General features: G+C 68.4%; 15 protein-coding genes. 4 read left to right on the plus strand and 11 right to left on the minus strand.

What is annotated here, in order from left to right; translation table 11 throughout:
- Window positions 1–82: 82 nt before the first annotated feature.
- Genes ACYBYQ_RS17015 through ACYBYQ_RS17055 form a run of 9 tightly spaced genes read right to left on the minus strand, consistent with a single transcriptional unit; the run spans window position 83 to window position 10,579 of the window.
- Complete coding sequence (locus tag ACYBYQ_RS17015) at window positions 83–1,738, minus strand: TRAP transporter large permease (RefSeq protein ID WP_459615628.1); 1,656 nt, start codon at window positions 1,736–1,738, stop codon at window positions 83–85.
- 2 nt (window positions 1,739–1,740) lie between these two features.
- Window positions 1,741–2,364: a TRAP transporter small permease subunit gene (locus ACYBYQ_RS17020; protein ID WP_459615629.1), complete on the minus strand. Its 624-nt coding sequence runs from the start codon at window positions 2,362–2,364 to the stop codon at window positions 1,741–1,743.
- A 46-nt stretch (window positions 2,365–2,410) separates the two neighbouring features.
- Window positions 2,411–3,187 (minus strand): ABC transporter permease, encoded by a 777-nt coding sequence (locus tag ACYBYQ_RS17025; RefSeq protein WP_459615630.1) that lies wholly within the window; start codon window positions 3,185–3,187, stop codon window positions 2,411–2,413.
- Window positions 3,184–3,969, minus strand: coding sequence for an ABC transporter ATP-binding protein (locus ACYBYQ_RS17030; RefSeq protein ID WP_459615631.1), 786 nt, complete (start codon window positions 3,967–3,969; stop codon window positions 3,184–3,186). The genes ACYBYQ_RS17025 and ACYBYQ_RS17030 overlap by 4 nt, the downstream gene beginning before the upstream one ends.
- A complete protein-coding gene (locus tag ACYBYQ_RS17035; RefSeq protein WP_459615632.1) occupies window positions 3,966–4,991 on the minus strand; it encodes an ABC transporter substrate-binding protein in 1,026 nt (341 codons plus the stop codon). Before ACYBYQ_RS17035 ends, ACYBYQ_RS17030 begins: the two co-directional genes overlap by 4 nt.
- A 56-nt stretch (window positions 4,992–5,047) precedes the next feature.
- Window positions 5,048–6,229: a xanthine dehydrogenase family Fe-S subunit gene (locus ACYBYQ_RS17040; protein ID WP_459615633.1), complete on the minus strand. Its 1,182-nt coding sequence runs from the start codon at window positions 6,227–6,229 to the stop codon at window positions 5,048–5,050.
- A gap of 9 nt (window positions 6,230–6,238) precedes the next feature.
- Window positions 6,239–7,069, minus strand: a complete 831-nt coding sequence (locus tag ACYBYQ_RS17045; protein WP_459615634.1) for an FAD binding domain-containing protein — start codon at window positions 7,067–7,069, stop codon at window positions 6,239–6,241.
- Window positions 7,066–9,444: a xanthine dehydrogenase family protein molybdopterin-binding subunit gene (locus ACYBYQ_RS17050; RefSeq protein ID WP_459615635.1), complete on the minus strand. Its 2,379-nt coding sequence runs from the start codon at window positions 9,442–9,444 to the stop codon at window positions 7,066–7,068. The genes ACYBYQ_RS17045 and ACYBYQ_RS17050 overlap by 4 nt, the downstream gene beginning before the upstream one ends.
- Before the next feature lie 34 nt (window positions 9,445–9,478).
- Window positions 9,479–10,579 carry a TRAP transporter substrate-binding protein gene (locus ACYBYQ_RS17055; protein ID WP_459615636.1) on the minus strand — a complete coding sequence of 367 codons (1,101 nt, stop codon included), beginning with the start codon at window positions 10,577–10,579 and terminating at the stop codon, window positions 9,479–9,481.
- 479 nt (window positions 10,580–11,058) lie between these two features.
- Between ACYBYQ_RS17055 and ACYBYQ_RS17060 the strand changes: the two genes are divergently transcribed.
- From ACYBYQ_RS17060 to ACYBYQ_RS17075, 4 genes are read left to right on the plus strand one after another with little or no spacing between them, the layout of a single operon-like run.
- Window positions 11,059–11,370, plus strand: a complete 312-nt coding sequence (locus ACYBYQ_RS17060; protein WP_459618812.1) for a non-heme iron oxygenase ferredoxin subunit — start codon at window positions 11,059–11,061, stop codon at window positions 11,368–11,370.
- Complete coding sequence (locus ACYBYQ_RS17065) at window positions 11,351–12,622, plus strand: NAD(P)/FAD-dependent oxidoreductase (protein ID WP_459615637.1); 1,272 nt, start codon at window positions 11,351–11,353, stop codon at window positions 12,620–12,622. The genes ACYBYQ_RS17060 and ACYBYQ_RS17065 overlap by 20 nt, the downstream gene beginning before the upstream one ends.
- A gap of 45 nt (window positions 12,623–12,667) precedes the next feature.
- On the plus strand, window positions 12,668–13,957 hold the full coding sequence (locus ACYBYQ_RS17070) for an aromatic ring-hydroxylating dioxygenase subunit alpha (protein WP_459615638.1): 1,290 nt from the start codon (window positions 12,668–12,670) through the stop codon (window positions 13,955–13,957).
- A 13-nt stretch (window positions 13,958–13,970) separates the two neighbouring features.
- Window positions 13,971–14,489: an aromatic-ring-hydroxylating dioxygenase subunit beta gene (locus tag ACYBYQ_RS17075; RefSeq protein ID WP_459615639.1), complete on the plus strand. Its 519-nt coding sequence runs from the start codon at window positions 13,971–13,973 to the stop codon at window positions 14,487–14,489.
- Between the two features lie 112 nt (window positions 14,490–14,601).
- Here ACYBYQ_RS17075 and ACYBYQ_RS17080 read toward each other — a convergent pair whose 3' ends face one another.
- Both ACYBYQ_RS17080 and ACYBYQ_RS17085 read right to left on the minus strand, forming a co-directional pair.
- Window positions 14,602–15,222 (minus strand): isochorismatase family protein, encoded by a 621-nt coding sequence (locus ACYBYQ_RS17080; RefSeq protein WP_459615640.1) that lies wholly within the window; start codon window positions 15,220–15,222, stop codon window positions 14,602–14,604.
- A 53-nt stretch (window positions 15,223–15,275) separates the two neighbouring features.
- Complete coding sequence (locus tag ACYBYQ_RS17085) at window positions 15,276–16,349, minus strand: 2,5-dihydroxypyridine 5,6-dioxygenase NicX family protein (protein WP_459615641.1); 1,074 nt, start codon at window positions 16,347–16,349, stop codon at window positions 15,276–15,278.
- Window positions 16,350–16,372: the final 23 nt, after the last annotated feature.

Consider the following 16,372-nt stretch of genomic DNA (forward strand, 5'->3'; position numbering starts at 1 on the left):
GCTATGGTAGCAAATCGGGCGTGCAGCCCCGCGCGCAGCCGCTGCGGCGATGCAGCACCGTTGCGCGGGACGGCAGGCGCGCCTACTGGAATGGCGTTTCGTCGGCGCCATAGACGCCCTGCCCATACTCGCCCTCGACCTCGATCTTGACCGAGTCGGGGTCGACCTGGCTGGCGGTGCCCTTGTAGTGCATCACCAGCCCGGGGAAGAGCATGACCACGGCCACCATCAGCAGCTGGATGCAGATGAACGGCACCGAGCCCCAGTAGATCTGCCCGGTGGTCACCGGCGCGATCGTCTTGCCGGTGATCTTGTCGGTGTAGGCCTCCTTGGGCGCGACCGAGCGCAGGTAGAACAGCGCAAACCCGAACGGCGGGTGCATGAACGAGGTCTGCATGTTCACCGCCAGCAGGATGCCGAACCAGATCAGGTCGATGCCCATCTTGTCGGCCACCGGCCCGAGCAGCGGCACGATGATGAACGCCAGCTCGAAGAAGTCCAGGAAGAACGCCAGCACGAAGGTCAGCACGCTGACCACGATCAGGAACCCCCACTCCCCGCCCGGCAGCCCCAGCAGCAGGTGCTCGACCCACAGGTCGCCGTTGACGCCGCGGAAGGTCAGGCCGAACACCGTCGAGCCCACCAGGATGAACACCACGAAGCACGACAGCTTGGTCGTGGTGTCCATCGCCTGCTTGAGCAGGTCCAGCGTCAGGCGCCGGCGGATCAGCGCCATGATGATCGCCCCCACCGCGCCCATCGCACCGCCCTCGGTCGGCGTGGCCACGCCGATGAAGATCGTGCCCAGCACCAGGAAGATCAGGAACAGCGGCGGGATCATCACGAAGGTCACCCGCTCGGCCAGCGCCGAGAGCACCCCCAGCCGGAACACCTTGTTCACGATCGCGATCACGAAGGCCGTCAGCCCCCACAGCAGCAGGCTCACCACCACCTGCTCGTCGACCGGCGCCGTGTCGTTCTCCAGCCACTGACCCAGCACGTAGGCCGAGGCCGCCGAGATCAGCATCAGCACCAGCAGCGAGCGTCCGCCGCGCGTGCCGTTGGCCTCGCGAAACGCCCGCGCCTCCTCCGGCAGCGCCGGCGCCGAGGCCGGCTTGATCAGCGACATCACGATGATGTAGACCAGGTACGCCCCGGTGAGCAGAAAACCCGGCAGCATCGCCCCGCGGTACATGTCGCCCACCGAGCGGCCCAGCTGGTCGGCCAGCACGATCAGCACCAGCGACGGCGGGATGATCTGCGACAGGGTTCCCGAGGCCGCGATCACCCCGGAGGCCAGCTTGCGGTCATACCCGTAGCGCAGCATGATCGGCAGCGAGATCAGCCCCATGGAGATCACCGAGGCCGACACCACCCCCGTGGTGGCCGCCAGCATCGCGCCCACGAACACCACCGCGATCGCCAGCCCCCCGCGCAGCGGACCGAACACCTGCCCGATGGTCTCCAGCAGGTCCTCGGCCATCCCCGAGCGCTCCAGCACCAGCCCCATCAGCGTGAAAAACGGCACCGCCAGCAGCGTGTCGTTGGCGATGATGCCGAACACCCGCTGCGGCAGCGCCTGGAACAGCGCCGGCGTCAGCAACCCCAGCTCGATCCCCACCAGCCCGTACAGAATGCCGTTGGCCGCCAGCGCAAACGCCACCGGAAAGCCCAGCAGCAGAAACACCACCAGCGTCCCGAACATGATGGGCGCCAGGTTGGCAATGATGAACTCCATGATCAGCGCCCTTCTTTCATCTGTTGTTGCAGTGCCGCCTCGCGGGCCTGCGCCTCGCGCGCAATCTGCTCGGCCAGCTCCTGCTCGGCCGTCTTGCCCACCTCACGCGCCGTCGGATCCGGACACTGCCCGCGCAGGTAACCCACGCACTTGATCAGGTGCGACACCCCCGCCAGCACCAGCAGCGCAAACCCCACCGGAATCAGCAGCTTCACCGGCCAGCGCACCAGCCCCCCGGAATTGGACGACTGCTCGTTCGACAGGTACGAGTCCATGAACACCGGCCACGACAGATACATGATCAGCCCGCACGCCGGCAGCAGGAAAAACACCACGCCGAAAATCTCGATCCAGATCTGCTTGCGACGCGACAACATCGACGACAGGATGTCCACCCGAACGTGCTCGTTCTTCAGCAGCGTGTAGCCGGCCGCCAGCAGAAAAATCGCGCCGAACATGTACCACTGCAGCTCCAGCCACGCGTTCGAACTCGTCTGGAACAACTTGCGTACCACGGCATTGCCGGCACTGACCAGCACGACCAGCAACGTGACCCATGTCACCGCCCGGCCGACCCGCAGATTCAGCGCGTCTATGCCGCGCGACAGGGCGAGTAAAGCTTTCATGATTTCCCCGGAATTCCTGCCCTGGCGGCCCGACGGCCGCAAGGCTTCAATGTTCGTCCGACGGCTTGCGCCACGGCATGGCGCGCCGTTCGAACCAGGCCAGCGCCCAGAAGAGCGCCATGCCCATGATGGCCAGCAGCACCAGCGCGGCGAAGACGCGCACGGTGTCGAAGGTGCCCTGGGCGCTCATGATGACGTAGCCCAGGCCGCGCTGCGAAGAGACGAACTCGCCCACGATGGCGCCTACCAGCGCCAGCGAGACCGCCACCTTCATGCCCGTGACCATGGACGGCAGCGCCGCGGGCAGCCGCACCTTGAAGAAGAAGTCGCGGCGCGAGCCCTTGAGCACCGTGCCGAGGTCCAGCACATCCTGGGGCACGGACTTCAGGCCGTGCACCGTATCGACGATGACTGCGAACACGGCGATCAGGAAGGCGATGGCGATCTTCGGTTCCGAGCCCGTGCCCATCCAGATCACGAACAGCGGTGCGATGGCGACCTTGGGCACGCTGTTCAGGGCCACGATCAGGGGGTAGAACAGGCTTTCCACCCAGCGCGAACTGACCAGCGCGACGGCAATGGCCGCTCCGCCCAGGACTGCGATCAGGAAGCCCGCCACCGTCGTCATCAGCGTGTAGGCCGCCTGCCCCAGGTACCAGCGCCATTCCGCCGCCAGTTCCAGCAGAACCTGGGACGGGGCGGGCAGCATGATGGCGCGAACCTGGAAGCCGCGCACGATGGCCTCCCATGCCAGCAGGAACACCAGTATGGATGCCGCGCCCGCCAACCCGTGCAGCAGCCTGCGGCGCAATGCCTCTTTCATGCGTGGCCTCCCTCTTCGATCACACCCATGCTCTCGAACAGCCCGCGGATGTGCCGCACGTACCGGCCGAACTCGGGGGTCTCCCGCACGGCCAGCGGCCGCGGCCGAGGCAGGTCCACGACGATGCGCTCCTGGATGCGGCCCGGCCGCGGCGAGAACACCACGACCTCGTCTCCCAGGAACACGGCTTCGGCGATGCCGTGGGTGACGAACAGGACCGTGTTGCGCGTTTCCAGCCAGATGCGCTGCAGCTCCACGTTCATCTGGTCGCGCGTCAGGGCGTCCAGCGCGCCGAAGGGCTCGTCCATCAGCAGCAGGGCCGGGTCGTCGACCAGGGCGCGGCAGATCGCGGCGCGCTGGCGCATGCCGCCCGACAGTTCCCGCGGATAGCTGTCGGCGAATGCGGACAGCCCCGTCAGGCGCAGCAAGGCGTCGGCCTTGTCGCGATAGCGCGCCAGCGGCTTGTGGGCGAACTCGATGGGCAGCAATACGTTGCGGCGGATGCTGCGCCACTCCAGCAGGGCATCGCGCTGGAACACCATGCCTATGCCGTCGGGCGGGCCTTGCACCGGCCGGCCCGCCACCTGCAGCTGCCCCGCCGAGATGGATTCCAGGCCTGCCACGCAGCGCAGGAAGGTGCTCTTGCCGCAGCCGCTGGGGCCGAGGATGCTGACGAACCGGCCCGGGGGCACCTCCAGCGACACGGTGTCCAGGGCCTGCACGCCGCGTTCGCCCGGATAGCGCTTGCACACTTCGTGCGCGCGCACGGCCATCATGCTCACGGCTTCACCAGGCTGTCGAAACGCTGCGGATCGACCAGGCCCGTGGCATAGAACCCCGCAGGCTGCGCGTCGGGACGGATCAGGCCGACCGAACCCAGCGTCTTCACCGCGGCCTCCCAGTCGGCCGGCACCGGTGCGCCGATGCGCCTGCCGTCCTCCAGCCCGAAGTAGCCGCGCAGCGCGTCGATCTGGCCGCGCAGCACCTTGGCATCGAGCCGCGCCTGCGGCCGCTGCGCAAGAATGGCGGCAACGGCCTCGTCTTCATGGCCGGCGTAGATGTATTCCCAGGCACGCGCGCTGACGCTGGCGAAGGTGGCGATGGCCGCGCCGCGGGTGCGCAGCTTCTCCTCGCTGGCGAACAGCCCGAAGCTGGGCATGTCGAGGCCGAAATCGGCGAACCGCACCGCCTCTGATGCGCGCGTCTGCGACACCACGGGCAGGAAGAACGGGATCGTGGAGAATGCCGCGTCGGCACGCCCCACGGCGTAGGTGGAGGCCTTGCTGGCCGCATCCACGTTCAGCAGTTCCAGGTCGCTGCGCTTGAGCTTGCCATGGGCCAGAAAGGCATCGATGAACGGCGCCTCCAGGGACCCGGCCGTATAGGCCACCTTGCGTCCCGCCAGTTGCGCCGGACCGCTGATGCCCGACCCGGCAGGCACCAGCAGGCCGATGTCGCTGTGGCGGGCGAACACGGCCACGGCCTTGACCGGCAGCCCCTTGTCGCGCGCGATCATCATGGATGCCAGCGCGGCATGCCCCACGTCGAAGCGGTCGCTACCGCCCACGATCTGCACCGTGGTCACCGAGCCGTTGCCGTCTTCCAGCTCCACGTCCAGGCCGGCCGACTTGTACCAGCCCTTCTGCTGGGCCAGGTGGAACGCCGCCTGCACGCCCCATGGCGTCCAGTCCAGCCTTACCTTCACCGGCTCCAGCGCCTGTGCCTGCGCGCCGGCGCCGGCCGCCGCCATCAATACTGCGCCGGCGGCCAGCCGCCGCCACCATTTCCCGATTGCAGCCTGCATTGTTTTTCCCCCGAAGTATGGCGCGGCCCGCCTGGCCGCGCCCTGTGGGCCGGCCCTCAGCCGCGCCCGAACCAGCGCTTGATCCGCATCCACAGCACACTGAAGAACATGGCCACCGGGTTGAATCCCGCCCGGGGCAACGGGGCGCCGTCGGGCTGCTCCATCCTGGCGGCCACGTTCCTGCCGAAATCCGCGATCATGCGCCGCACGAAGTCCTGCACCAGGCCGGAGCGCGAGAACTGCGCCAGCGGGCCCTGCAGGGCGTACTTGAGATCCACGCTGACGCGGGCCTGCCCGGGCGAGGCCTCCTCGACCCGATAGGCGATGTCGCCGGTTGCTCGCGACTGGCTCAGGCTGTCCTGGCCGGCCCCCCGGAACACCGCGCTGCGCGTGGCGTCGTCGCGCTCCAGGCGGGCCGCGCCATTGAAGGCGGCGGCCATGGGGCCGAACTTGATCGCTATCCGCCCCTTGACGCGCTGGCCGTCGAATTCTTCGATCTCCGCGCCCGGCAGGCAGGCCGCCACCCGGGGCAGGTCCACCATGAAGTCCCACACCCGGTCGGGCGGGAACGGCACGGTGAACGCATCGGCGATCTGGTTTCCCTTGTTGCGCTCACCCGCCTCCGCGGCGGGCGCGGCCGGCGCGGCTGCAGCGGGAACGGCCGCAGGCGTCGGGGTGAAGGGCACGAAACGCAGCGGCGCCTGTGCCGCAGGCAGCGCAGCGCGCCCTTCCTGGACGGCGCGGCGCAGCGCTTCCACCGCGGGATCGGGCTCTGCGCGCAGCGTCTCCAGCACCGACTTCACCGCGGCCACGATGCCCATGTAGCCGGTGCAGCGGCACAGGTTGCCGGAGAGCTCCACCCGCACCCGCGCTTCGTCTGCATCGGGCAGACGCAGCACGATGTCGCGCGCCGTGGTCAGCATGCCGGGCGTGCAGTAGCCGCACTGCAATGCGTGGTAGCGCGTGAACGCGGCCCGCAGGCGGGCCATGACGGGATCGTCTTCGTAGCCCTCGATGGTGGTGACCTTGCGGCCCTCGCAGGCCGCCGCATACGAAATGCAGGAACGTACCGGCTGGCCGTCGAGCAGCACGGTACAGGCGCCGCACACGCCGTGCTCGCAGCCCAGGTGGGTGCCGGTCAGCCGCGCGTGGTCGCGCAGGTAATCGCCCAGATGGGTGCGCGGCGGCACCTCGTGCGACACGCGCCTGCCATTGACTTCCAGAGTGACTTGAACCATGGTGTTTCCCTATGCGCCGAGCGCCTGCTTCAGGCATCGGCTGACGGCAGCGGCGTGCAGCTTCCGGTGCACCGCGTCCTTGCCGGGCAGTGCGGCCTCCAGCGCCTGCGCAATGCGCGCCGGCTCGAGCGCAGCCTCGCCCTGGCTGGCCACCGCTTCGGCCAGGCCCGGCAGCAGCTGCGGTCCGCCGTCCAGCGCGCCGATGGCCACGCGTGCCACGCGCCGCTGCGGGTCGAACCAGGCAGCGCAGCTGGCTTCCGCGAATTCGCCCGTCTTGCGGCAGAACTTGTAATACCCCCAGCGGGTTCCCGGGCCGGCAGCCGGCACGAGCACCGCCGCGATCATCTCGCCTTCGCCCAGCACGGTGGTGTAGGCGCCCTGCATGAATTCATCGGCCGGCACCCGGCGCGTGCCGGCCGGTCCCAGGATCTCGATGTCGGCGCCCAGCGCCACCATGGTCAGCACCCAGTCGGCAGCGGGGTCGGCATGTGCCAGGCTGCCGCCCACCGTTCCCCGGTTGCGCACCGCCCGGTAGGCGATGCCGCCGGCCACGGCCTGCAGCGGCGAGCCGCGCAGCAACGCGTGGACGCCGTCCTCGATCTCGGCATGGGTGACGGCCGCCCCGACGCGTACGCGGCCGTCGCGCTCGGACACCTCGCGCAGCTCGGGCACGCCCGAGATATCGACCACGACGGCCGGCCTGGCCAGCCGCAGGTTCAGCATCGGGCCCAGCGACTGCCCTCCCGACATCAGCTTGCCCCGCCCCTCGTGCTGCTGCAGCAGCCGCAGCGCGGCGGCGGCCGTGTCGGCCTTGAAATATTCGAAACGCGCCGCCTTCATGCCCGGCTCCCCTCGCCCTGCGCAATCGCCTCCAGCACGCGGATGGGCGACAGCGGCGTGCGCGTCAGCTCGGCCGCGCCCAGGCCGTGCAGCGCATCGTTGACCGCGTTGAAGAGCACGGCAGGCGGCGCGATCGCGCCGCCCTCGCCCATGCCCTTGGCGCCGAACTCGGTGTGCGGCGACAGGGTCTCGAAATGATGCAGCCTCATGTTGGGCACTTCGGTAGGACCGGGCAGAAGATAATCGGCCAGGGTGGAGGCCAGGGGCTGGCCGTTCTCGTCGTAGGGCGTTTCCTCGTAGAAGGCCGTGCCGATGCCCTGGGCAATGCCGCCTATGGTCTGACCCTCGACCACCATGGGGTTGATCATCCGGCCGCAATCCTCCACGACGACGTAGTCCAGGATCTCGACCGCGCCGGTTTCGGGATCGACCGCGACCACGGCCGCGTGGCTGGCATAGGTGAAGCAGCCCGTGTCGACCTTGGGCTTGTAGCCCGTGGTGACTTCCAGGCCCGACGGGTCGACGTCCGCAGGCAGCAGGTGCGGATTGAGGTACCAGGCTTCGGCAACGCGCTGCGTGCTCACCGACTGGCTGCCGGCCCGGTACAGCGCGCCCTCGCGCACGACCTCGGCGTCGGATACGCCCAACAGGTGCGCCGCGATGTGCTGCAGGCGCGGCAGCAGCCGCTTGCAGGCCTGGGCCACCGCCCCGCCCGACATCACCAGCGAGCGCGAGGCGTAGGTGCCGGTGGAAAACGGGGTCTGCCCCGTGTCGCCGTGCAGCACCTTGACCCGGTTCACGTCGATGCCGAGGATCTCGTTGGCGATCTGGGCGAAGGTGGTCTCCATGCCCTGGCCGTGCGAGTGCACGCCCACGCGCACCTCCAGCCCGCCGTCGGGCGTGACGCGGGCCGTGGCCTGGTCGAAGCCCGGGATGATGGGCGTGCCCCAGGCGGCGAATACCGATGTTCCGTGCGCGGCCTGCTCGGTATAGGTGGCCACGCCCACGCCGATGCGCCGGCCATCCGGTTCGCCGTGCGCCTGGCGCTCGCGCAGGGCTGCCGCGCCGATCATTTCCAGGGCCTTCTCCAGGCTGGCGGGATAATCGCCGCTGTCGAGGTGCTTGTTGGTGACGTTGACGTAGGGCATCTGCTCGGGGCGCACCAGGTTCTCCAGGCGCACCTCCCAGGGTTCGCGCCCCACTTCCCGCGCCACCGCATCCATCGTGAGCTCGATGGCAAAGCACACGCCGGTGCGCGCCACGCCGCGGTAGGGAACGAAGCCCGGCTTGTTGGTGGCGACGCAGCGCGTTTCGCAGCGGTAGCCGCGGAACGCATAGGGTCCGGGCAGGTTGCCCACGGCCTGTCCCGGCTCCAGGCCGATGGTGAACGGCCAGACCGAATACGCGCCGCCGTCGATGGTGATCTTCGCCTCCAGCGCCAGCAGCTTGCCGCGCCGGTCGGCGTAGGCCGTCATTTCATAGTGGTGCTCGCGCGAGTTCGCGCCCGCGGTGAGGTGCTCCCGGCGGTCTTCGATGAAACGGAACGGGCGCCTGTAGGTTTTGGCGAGCCAGGCCACGCACAGCTCTTCCTGCTGCAGCACGCACTTGTAGCCGAAGGCGCCGCCCACATCCGGGGAGATCACGCGCACGCGGCCCTGGTCCAGGCCCAGGCACTGGGCCAGCACGCTGCGTATCATGTGCGGCACCTGCGTGGCGCTCACCACGACCAGCTGGTCGGCCTGGTGGTCCCAGTAGGCCAGCACCGCCTTGCCTTCCATCGGCACCATGCACTGCCGGGCGAGATCGATCTTGCGCCTGACCACGACCTCGGCGCGCGCGGCGTTCTCCTCGAAATCCCGGTCGGCCTTGAGCGTGACGAAGACGTTGTCGCGCCAGTGCTCGTGCACCAGGCTCGAGGCGGCAGCCTGCGCCGATTCCACGTCGGCATAGACCGGCAGTTCGTCGTAGTCGGCCTCGACCAGTTCAGCCAGGTCTTCCGCCTCGGCGCGCGTAGGCGCGAACGCCATGGCCACGGGCTCGCCCACGAAGCGCACCTTGCCGCTGGCCAGCGGCGGCTGGGCGGACGACTGGTAGGTGGGCAGCGTGGAGTCCGCCACGATGTCGGTGGCGTCGGCCATCATGTGGCGCAGCACGATGCTGTCGCGGACAGCTTCGGGAATGCGCACGTCCACGATGCGCGCATGCGCCAGCGGGCTGCGCAGGAACGCCACCTCGCACAGGCCGGGCATGGCCATGTCGGCCACGAAGTTCCCCTTGCCATGCAGGTGCCGCGTATCTTCCTTGCGCGGCACGCGGGCCCCGACGCCTTGCGGGGCCCCCGGCGACACATCGGCGCCGGTATGCTCTGTGCTCATAGTGTTGCTCTGAGAGAAATGCAGGAAACCCTGACTACCTGGAGGCGCGCGCGACGGCCGCAAACGTGTAGTTGTCGAGCGCGTTCTCGGCCACGCGGAACCAGCCCGCCTCGTCTTCCTGGAACTTCTTCCAGCCCGGATACAGGGCCTTGAAGTCGGGGTTCTTGTCCGACAGCTCGACCCAGAGCTCCTGCGAGGCCTTGTAGACCGCGTCCATCACTTCCTTGGGGAAGTAGCTCACCTTCGCGCCGCCGGCGATCAGCTTGCGCAGCGCCTGGGGATTGCGGGCGTCGTAGTTGGCCAGCATGCGCATGGTCTGTTCGCCGCAGGCCGCCTCGAAAGCCGCCTGGTAGGCAGGAGGCAGGGCCTCCCACGCCTTGTCGTTGACCATGGTGGTGATCGAGGCGCTGCCCTCGAACCAGCCCGGGGAGTAATAGTAGGGCGCCACCTTGTTGAAGCCCAGCTTCTCGTCGTCGTACGGACCGATCCATTCGGCGGCATCGATGGTGCCCTTCTCCAGCGCCGGGTAGATATCGCCAGGCGGGATCTGCTGCGCCACCACGCCCAGCTTGGCCAGCACCATGCCGCCGATGCCGCCGATGCGCATGTTCAGGCCGTTGAGATCGGCCACCGACTTGATCTCCTTGCGGTACCAGCCGCCCATCTGCACGCCCACGTTGCCGCAGACGTGGTTCACGATGTTGTACTTCTTGTAGAGCTCGCGCAGCATCTTCAGGCCGCCGCCGTAGTGCACCCAGGCGTTGTGCTGACGCGCGTTCAGGCCGAACGACAGGCCGGTATCGAAGGCCAGCGCCGTGTTCTTGCCCACGAACATCGTGCTGAGCACGTGGTTGCACTCCACCGTGCCATTGCCGACCGCATCCATGTTCTGCCCCGCGGGCACGATCTCGCCGCCGGGGAAGGCGCGGATCTCGAACTTGCCTTCGGTGAGCTGGCCCACGCGCTTGCACAGTTCGTCGGCGGAGCCGTAGATGGTGTCCAGGCTCTTGGGCCAGCTGGTGGACATCCGCCACCGCACGGTGGGGTTCGATTGCGCCACGGCGGGCGCGCCTACGGCGGCCAGGCCTGCCCCGGCAGCGCCGGCGGCATGTGCGAGAAAACGGCGTCGTTGCATGGATGACTCCTGTTCTTGGGATGTCGATTGCGAATCTGGAAAGGCGGACACCTGCCGCTGCGCCACGACGTTGGACAAGAAGCGCACCGCAAGTACCGCCAGCTGCGCCCGCGCCCATGTTTGCCATGGCCTGTGGGTGGCTTGCGTAACGAACCGCTCGGCCGTGCCGGACGGCAATGGTCATTCCCCGGAAAAAGTAAGTATGCTGATCTTTTACTCAGCATACTGATAGAGTTTTGTGCTTGTCAACGAGGTATTCCCCCATGCCCGGCCGCCTGTGCCGGGCGTTTTCCGGGCCTCTGCATTGACCGGCGATATCCAGCAACGGCGCGGCTTTCCGCTGGTTTCCCCGATGCAGTCCAGCCTGCGGTTACGACCGCGGCGCCTTCCTCGCGGCCAGGGAAATCCCTAGGGCAATTTTTTGTTTTTTCGGAAGTACACTGCACCTACATGATCAGTGTACTGACTAAATGACCACAATGAACTGGATCAAGATCGCTACCACCGACCAACTCGAAGACGACGAGGTCATGCCCATCGAAGCAGGCGAGGCAAAGCTGGCCCTGTATCGCAGCGAGGGCGAGTTCTATGCGTCGGACAACATCTGTACGCACGCGTATGCGCTGCTGTCCGATGGCTACCTCGAAGACGGCTGCATCGAATGCCCGCTGCACCAGGCCCGCTTCGACATCAAGACCGGCCGCGCCCTGTGCGCCCCCGCCACGCGGGATATCCGCACCTATCCGATCAAGGTCGAGAATGGCGACGTCTATGTCGACCTCCAGCCCTGAGACCCCCGGCATCCGTGCCGTGGTCATCGTAGGCGCCGGCCAGGCCGGCGCAGCCGCGGCGGCAGCGCTGCGCGCGCAGGGCTACGCCGGCCGCCTCACGGTCGTGGGCAGCGAACCCCATGCCCCCTACGAACGTCCGCCGCTGTCCAAGGCCGTGCTGCAGGGCGAGGCCGGCCACGAAGGCCTGGCGGTGCATCCGGCAGAGTTCTACGCGCAGCAGCAGGTCGACCTGATCACGCACACCCGGGCCGTGGCGCTGGACCGCACCGCGCGCCTGCTGCGCTTGGCCGACGGCCGGGAACTGGCCTACGACCGGCTGCTGCTTGCAACCGGCGGCTCGGCGCGGGAACTCCCCAGCCTGCCGCGCGGGGCGGCCTCGGTGCATTACATCCGCACCCTGGACGACGCGCTGGCGCTGCGGGCGGTGCTGCAGCCCGGCGTGCGCCTGGCCGTCGTCGGCGGCGGATTCCTGGGGCTGGAGGTGGCATCCACCGCCAGCGCGCTGGGTGCCGAAGTGCAGGTGATCGAGTCGGCTCCCCGCCTGCTGGAGCGCGCCCTGCCCGAGGCCCTGTCGGCATGGCTGGCAGCCCGCGCCGCGTCCTGGGGCGTAAGGCTGCACCTGGGCCGCACGCTGGCCGAAGCCGCAGGCACCACGCCCCGCACGCTGCGCCTGGACGACGGCACGTCGATCACGGCGGACGTCGTGGTGGTCGCCATCGGCCTGGTCCCGGAGGTCGCCCTGGCCCGCGATGCCGGGCTGCCGCTGGATTCCAATGGCGGCATCCGGGTCGACGGCCAGGCGCGCACGGCAGACCCGGCCATCTATGCCGCCGGCGACTGCGCCAGCCAGCCCCGCTCGTGCCTGGGCGCGCCGGCCCGGCTCGAGTCCTGGCAGAACGCCAACGAGCAGGCCAGGCTGGCCGCGGCCGCCATGCTGGGCCAGGCGCTCCCTGCCGAGCCCTACCCCTGGTTCTGGACCGACCAGTATGGCTGCAACGTGCAGATGCTGGGCCTGCCCGAACCCGGCCTGGTCTATGTGTGCCGCGACACCGGCAACGCGGAGGCGCCGCGCCAGATATGGCTGGGGTTGCGCCACGACGTGCCGCGGCACGGCATCGCCGTCAACGCCGGCGGCGACCTGCGCCAGCTGCGTCCGCTGTTCGAGCGCAGCATGCCGCTGGAGGCGGCCCGCTTCGCCGACGGCGGCAATCCCATCAAACCCCTGGTCAAGGGCTGGCTGGCCCGCGCTTGACCCACCCGACCCACATACGCCCCCGATATCCTCAGGAGCAGCTCCATGTACCAATCCCAAACCGTGATAGGCCGCACATTGGCCACCAAGGACGCCCCCTTGGCGGAATGCGTGTGGCCCGCCGACGCCCTGCACTACATCCCCGACTGGGTCTACACCAGCAACGCCGTCTACGAGGCCGAGCAAGATAAGATCTTCCGCGGCAAGACGTGGAACTTCGTGGCCCTGGAGGCGGAGATTCCCAATTCGGGCGACTACAAGCGGTCGTACGTGGGCGCCACGCCGGTGGTGGTCTCGCGCGCCGAAGACGGCTCCATCCACGTGTTCGAGAACCGCTGCGCCCACCGCGGCGCCGAGTTCTGCCGCCACAACCAGGGGAATGCCAAGGAATTCGTGTGCCCCTACCACCAGTGGTCCTATGACCTCAAGGGCAACCTGCAGGGCATCCCCTTCAAGCGCGGCGTGAACCGCGAAGGCGGCATGCCGCGCGACTTCAAGAACGAGGAGCACGGGCTGCGCCGGCTGCACGTGACCACCCGCCACGGCGTGGTGTTCGCTTCCTACTCCAGCGAGGTCGAGCCCATCGAGGAATATCTCACGCCCGAGATCCTGGCCGACTTCGACACCGTCTTCCCCGGCAAGCCGCTCAAGATCCTGGGCTACTACCGCAACGAGCTGCCCTGCAACTGGAAGATGTACCACGAGAACCTCAAGGATCCGTACCACGCCACGCTGCTGCACTCGTTCCTGGTGGTGTTCGGCCTGCTGGTGGCGGGCAACAAGTCGGCCATGCTGGTCGACCCGGTGCACGGCCGCCACGGCACCATGGCGTCGGCCAAGAGCGAGGAGAAGTACGCCACCGTAAGCGAAGAGAACAAGAAGGAGATGCGCTCCTTCCATGACGGGCTGCGGCTGCGCGACGACCGCTTCCTCGAGTTCGTCAAGGAATTCGATTCCCCCTGGTCGGTCACCATGCAGACCGTCTGGCCCAACCTCGTCGTGCAGCGCGAGATGAACACGCTGGGCGTGCGCCACATCATCCCCAACGGCCCCGACAGCATGATCATGCAATGGACCATGTTCGGCTACGAGGACGACACCGAGGAAATGCAGCGCCACCGCCTGCGCCAGGGCAACCTGATGGGGCCGGCCGGCTTCCTGGGCCTGGAAGACAACGAGGCCATGAAGTTCGTCCAGGAAGGGGTGCGCCGCGCCAGCACCGACGTGAACGTGCTCAAGCTCGAGTCGGGCAAGATGGGCACCTCCAACAACCTCATCTCCGAGGCGGCCATCCGATCGATGTATGCCTATTACCGTGAAGTCATGGGATTCTGACCGGGAACGCACAATGAACAAGCCGTACGCCTACCCTCCCCGCAACATCGATCCGGCGCGCGCCATCGCCCTGAAGCTGGAAGTCGAGGAATTCAACGCCGACTACTGCGCCACGCTGGACGGCGGCGATATCGAGTCCTGGCCGGACTACTTCACGGAAACCGCGCTGTATCGCGTCACCTCGCGCGAGAATGCCGAGCTGGGCCTGCCCGTGGGCCTGGTCTACGCCGAAGGGCGCGACATGATGCATGATCGCGCCGTGGCCATCTCGCGCACGCAGATGTTCGCCCCGCGCCACATGCTGCATGCGCTCAGCAATACCCGCGTCTCCCACGAATCCGCCGACGGCGGGATCACGGCCAGCTGCACTTTCCTGCTGCTGCAGACCCTGGTCGAAGGTCCTACCACCGTGCACCTGGCGGGCGCCTATCACGATCGCTTCGTGCGCGAGAACGGCCGCCTCAAGCTGCAGGAACGGCAGGTCGTCTACGACACCGCGATCCTCGCCAACGACCTGGTCTATCCGGTGTAGGCCGGGCCTGCGGATCCCCCCGGGGCTGCAGCTGCCCCGGGGCCGCGGCCAGAAGAACGTGCTCAATCAGATCGGGCCCCATGCGGGGCCCGGTTTCATTGATACCTGGCGCTCAGCCGATGCAGGCCGCGATGGCGGCGTCGCGGGGCATGACGGCGGCGTACTTCTGCTGCATGTCGAAGAGGTTGGCCTGGTGGGGTCCGAGGGCGCGGTCGCCCACGCAGTCCGACAGCACCAGCGGCCGGAAACCGGCCGACATGGCGTCGACCACGCTGGCGCGCACGCAGCCGCTGGTGGTGCAGCCGGCCACCAGCAGCGTGCACACGCCGCGCTGGGCCAGCCAGGGCGCGAGCATCGTGCCGTAGAAGGCCGAGGGCGTGCTCTTGCGCACCACGTACTCGCCCGGCGCCGGCGCGAGCTCGGCCACGATGGCGCTGGCCGGGCTGTGCTCCTTGAGCGTGAGCATGCCCGGCACCTTCAGGCTGAAGATGTTGCCGTCGGCGTCGTCATCGGCGTAGACGATGCGGCTGTGCGCCACCGCCCAGCCCTGGGCGCGCGCATGCGCGAGCAGCCCCACCGTCTGCGCGATGGCCTGGGCGATGTTGCCTCCGCCGAACTGCGCGGGATCGGCAAAGCCGTTGACGAAGTCCACGATCAGCAGCCCGTAGGGGGCCTGTGGCGCCAGGTCCGCGCCAAAGCCCTGGCGCTGGTAGGTGGCGAGTTCCGCGTCCATGAGTGTGTGTTCCTGTTGCTGCGTTGAAAGTCGGTTTGCGCCAGGTGCGCGTCTCAGGTGTCTGACACCTGCCGGGTTGCGCCGGCCTGTCCGTGCGCATCGAGCACCTTGCCCGCGCGCACCACCTCCACCCCGTCGAGGGCCACCGTGCAGCCGCGCAGCGGGATGTCGATGTGGCAGGCCGTGGTGCGGCTGCCCCCGGCCTCGTTGTTCGGCCCCAGCGAGAACAGGAAATTGCCCTCGTAGGCGCGCGCATCCATGCCGATGGTGGCCTCGCGGTCGTACAGCCCCAGCGTGGACCAGTGCGCCCGCGGCTGCAGCCCCCAGCCGATGTGCGAGATCGCGTAGGCCTCCGGATCGTTGAACGAGGCCATGTACTGGCTGAGCAGCTCGGCGTCCACCCCGCCCTCGATGCGCGTGGCGTAGCCCGCCTGCACCGTGAGCACGATCCGCCCCGTGGTGTACGACTTCTGCGGCAGCAGGATGTCGCCCGCATCGATCACGATGGTGCCGTGGCTGCCGCCCTCGTTGGGCCAGGTCAGCGCAAAGCCGCTGGGCCAGTGGTCCCAGCGCCCGGGCTCGTCGACGAAGCCGTACTCGCTGATCGCCGGAAACTCCCCCAGCGCGCAGCGCAGGTCCGTGCCCGCGGCCGAGCGCACCGTCATCTCGCGCGCGCCGGCCAGACGCGCAGCCGCGGCCTTGACCCGCTCGCGGTCGGCCTCGGTGGGCACCAGCCGCGCCAGCACCTCCGGCGGTTCGACCGCCAGCAGGATCTTCGTGCCGCCCTGCAGGATCTCGTGCTGCTCGGGCGAGAACAGCAGCGTCATCAGGTCCAGCACCAGGTCGCTGGCCTTGAGCATGGCGATGGCCGCGGCGTTGCCCGTCAGCGGCGTGGTCCCCAGGTAGGCCAGCGCGTCGCGGCTGAGCGCCTTCTCGCCGTTGACCGGCGGCAGGTCCAGCCGGTTGACGATGGCCCCCTTGGACTGCGCCGCAATCAGCGCCGTGGCCAGCGTCTGCGGATGCGTCGCCGCGCTGGTGAGTATGGTGACGGTCTGCCCCGGCTCCAGCCGGGACAGCGTGAGCACCTGGTTCCAGGCGCGGATCATCTCGAAGTCGCTCACGGGCATGACAGGTCTCCCACAACTGGTGT

Source organism: Bordetella sp. 2513F2 (assembly GCF_054642735.1).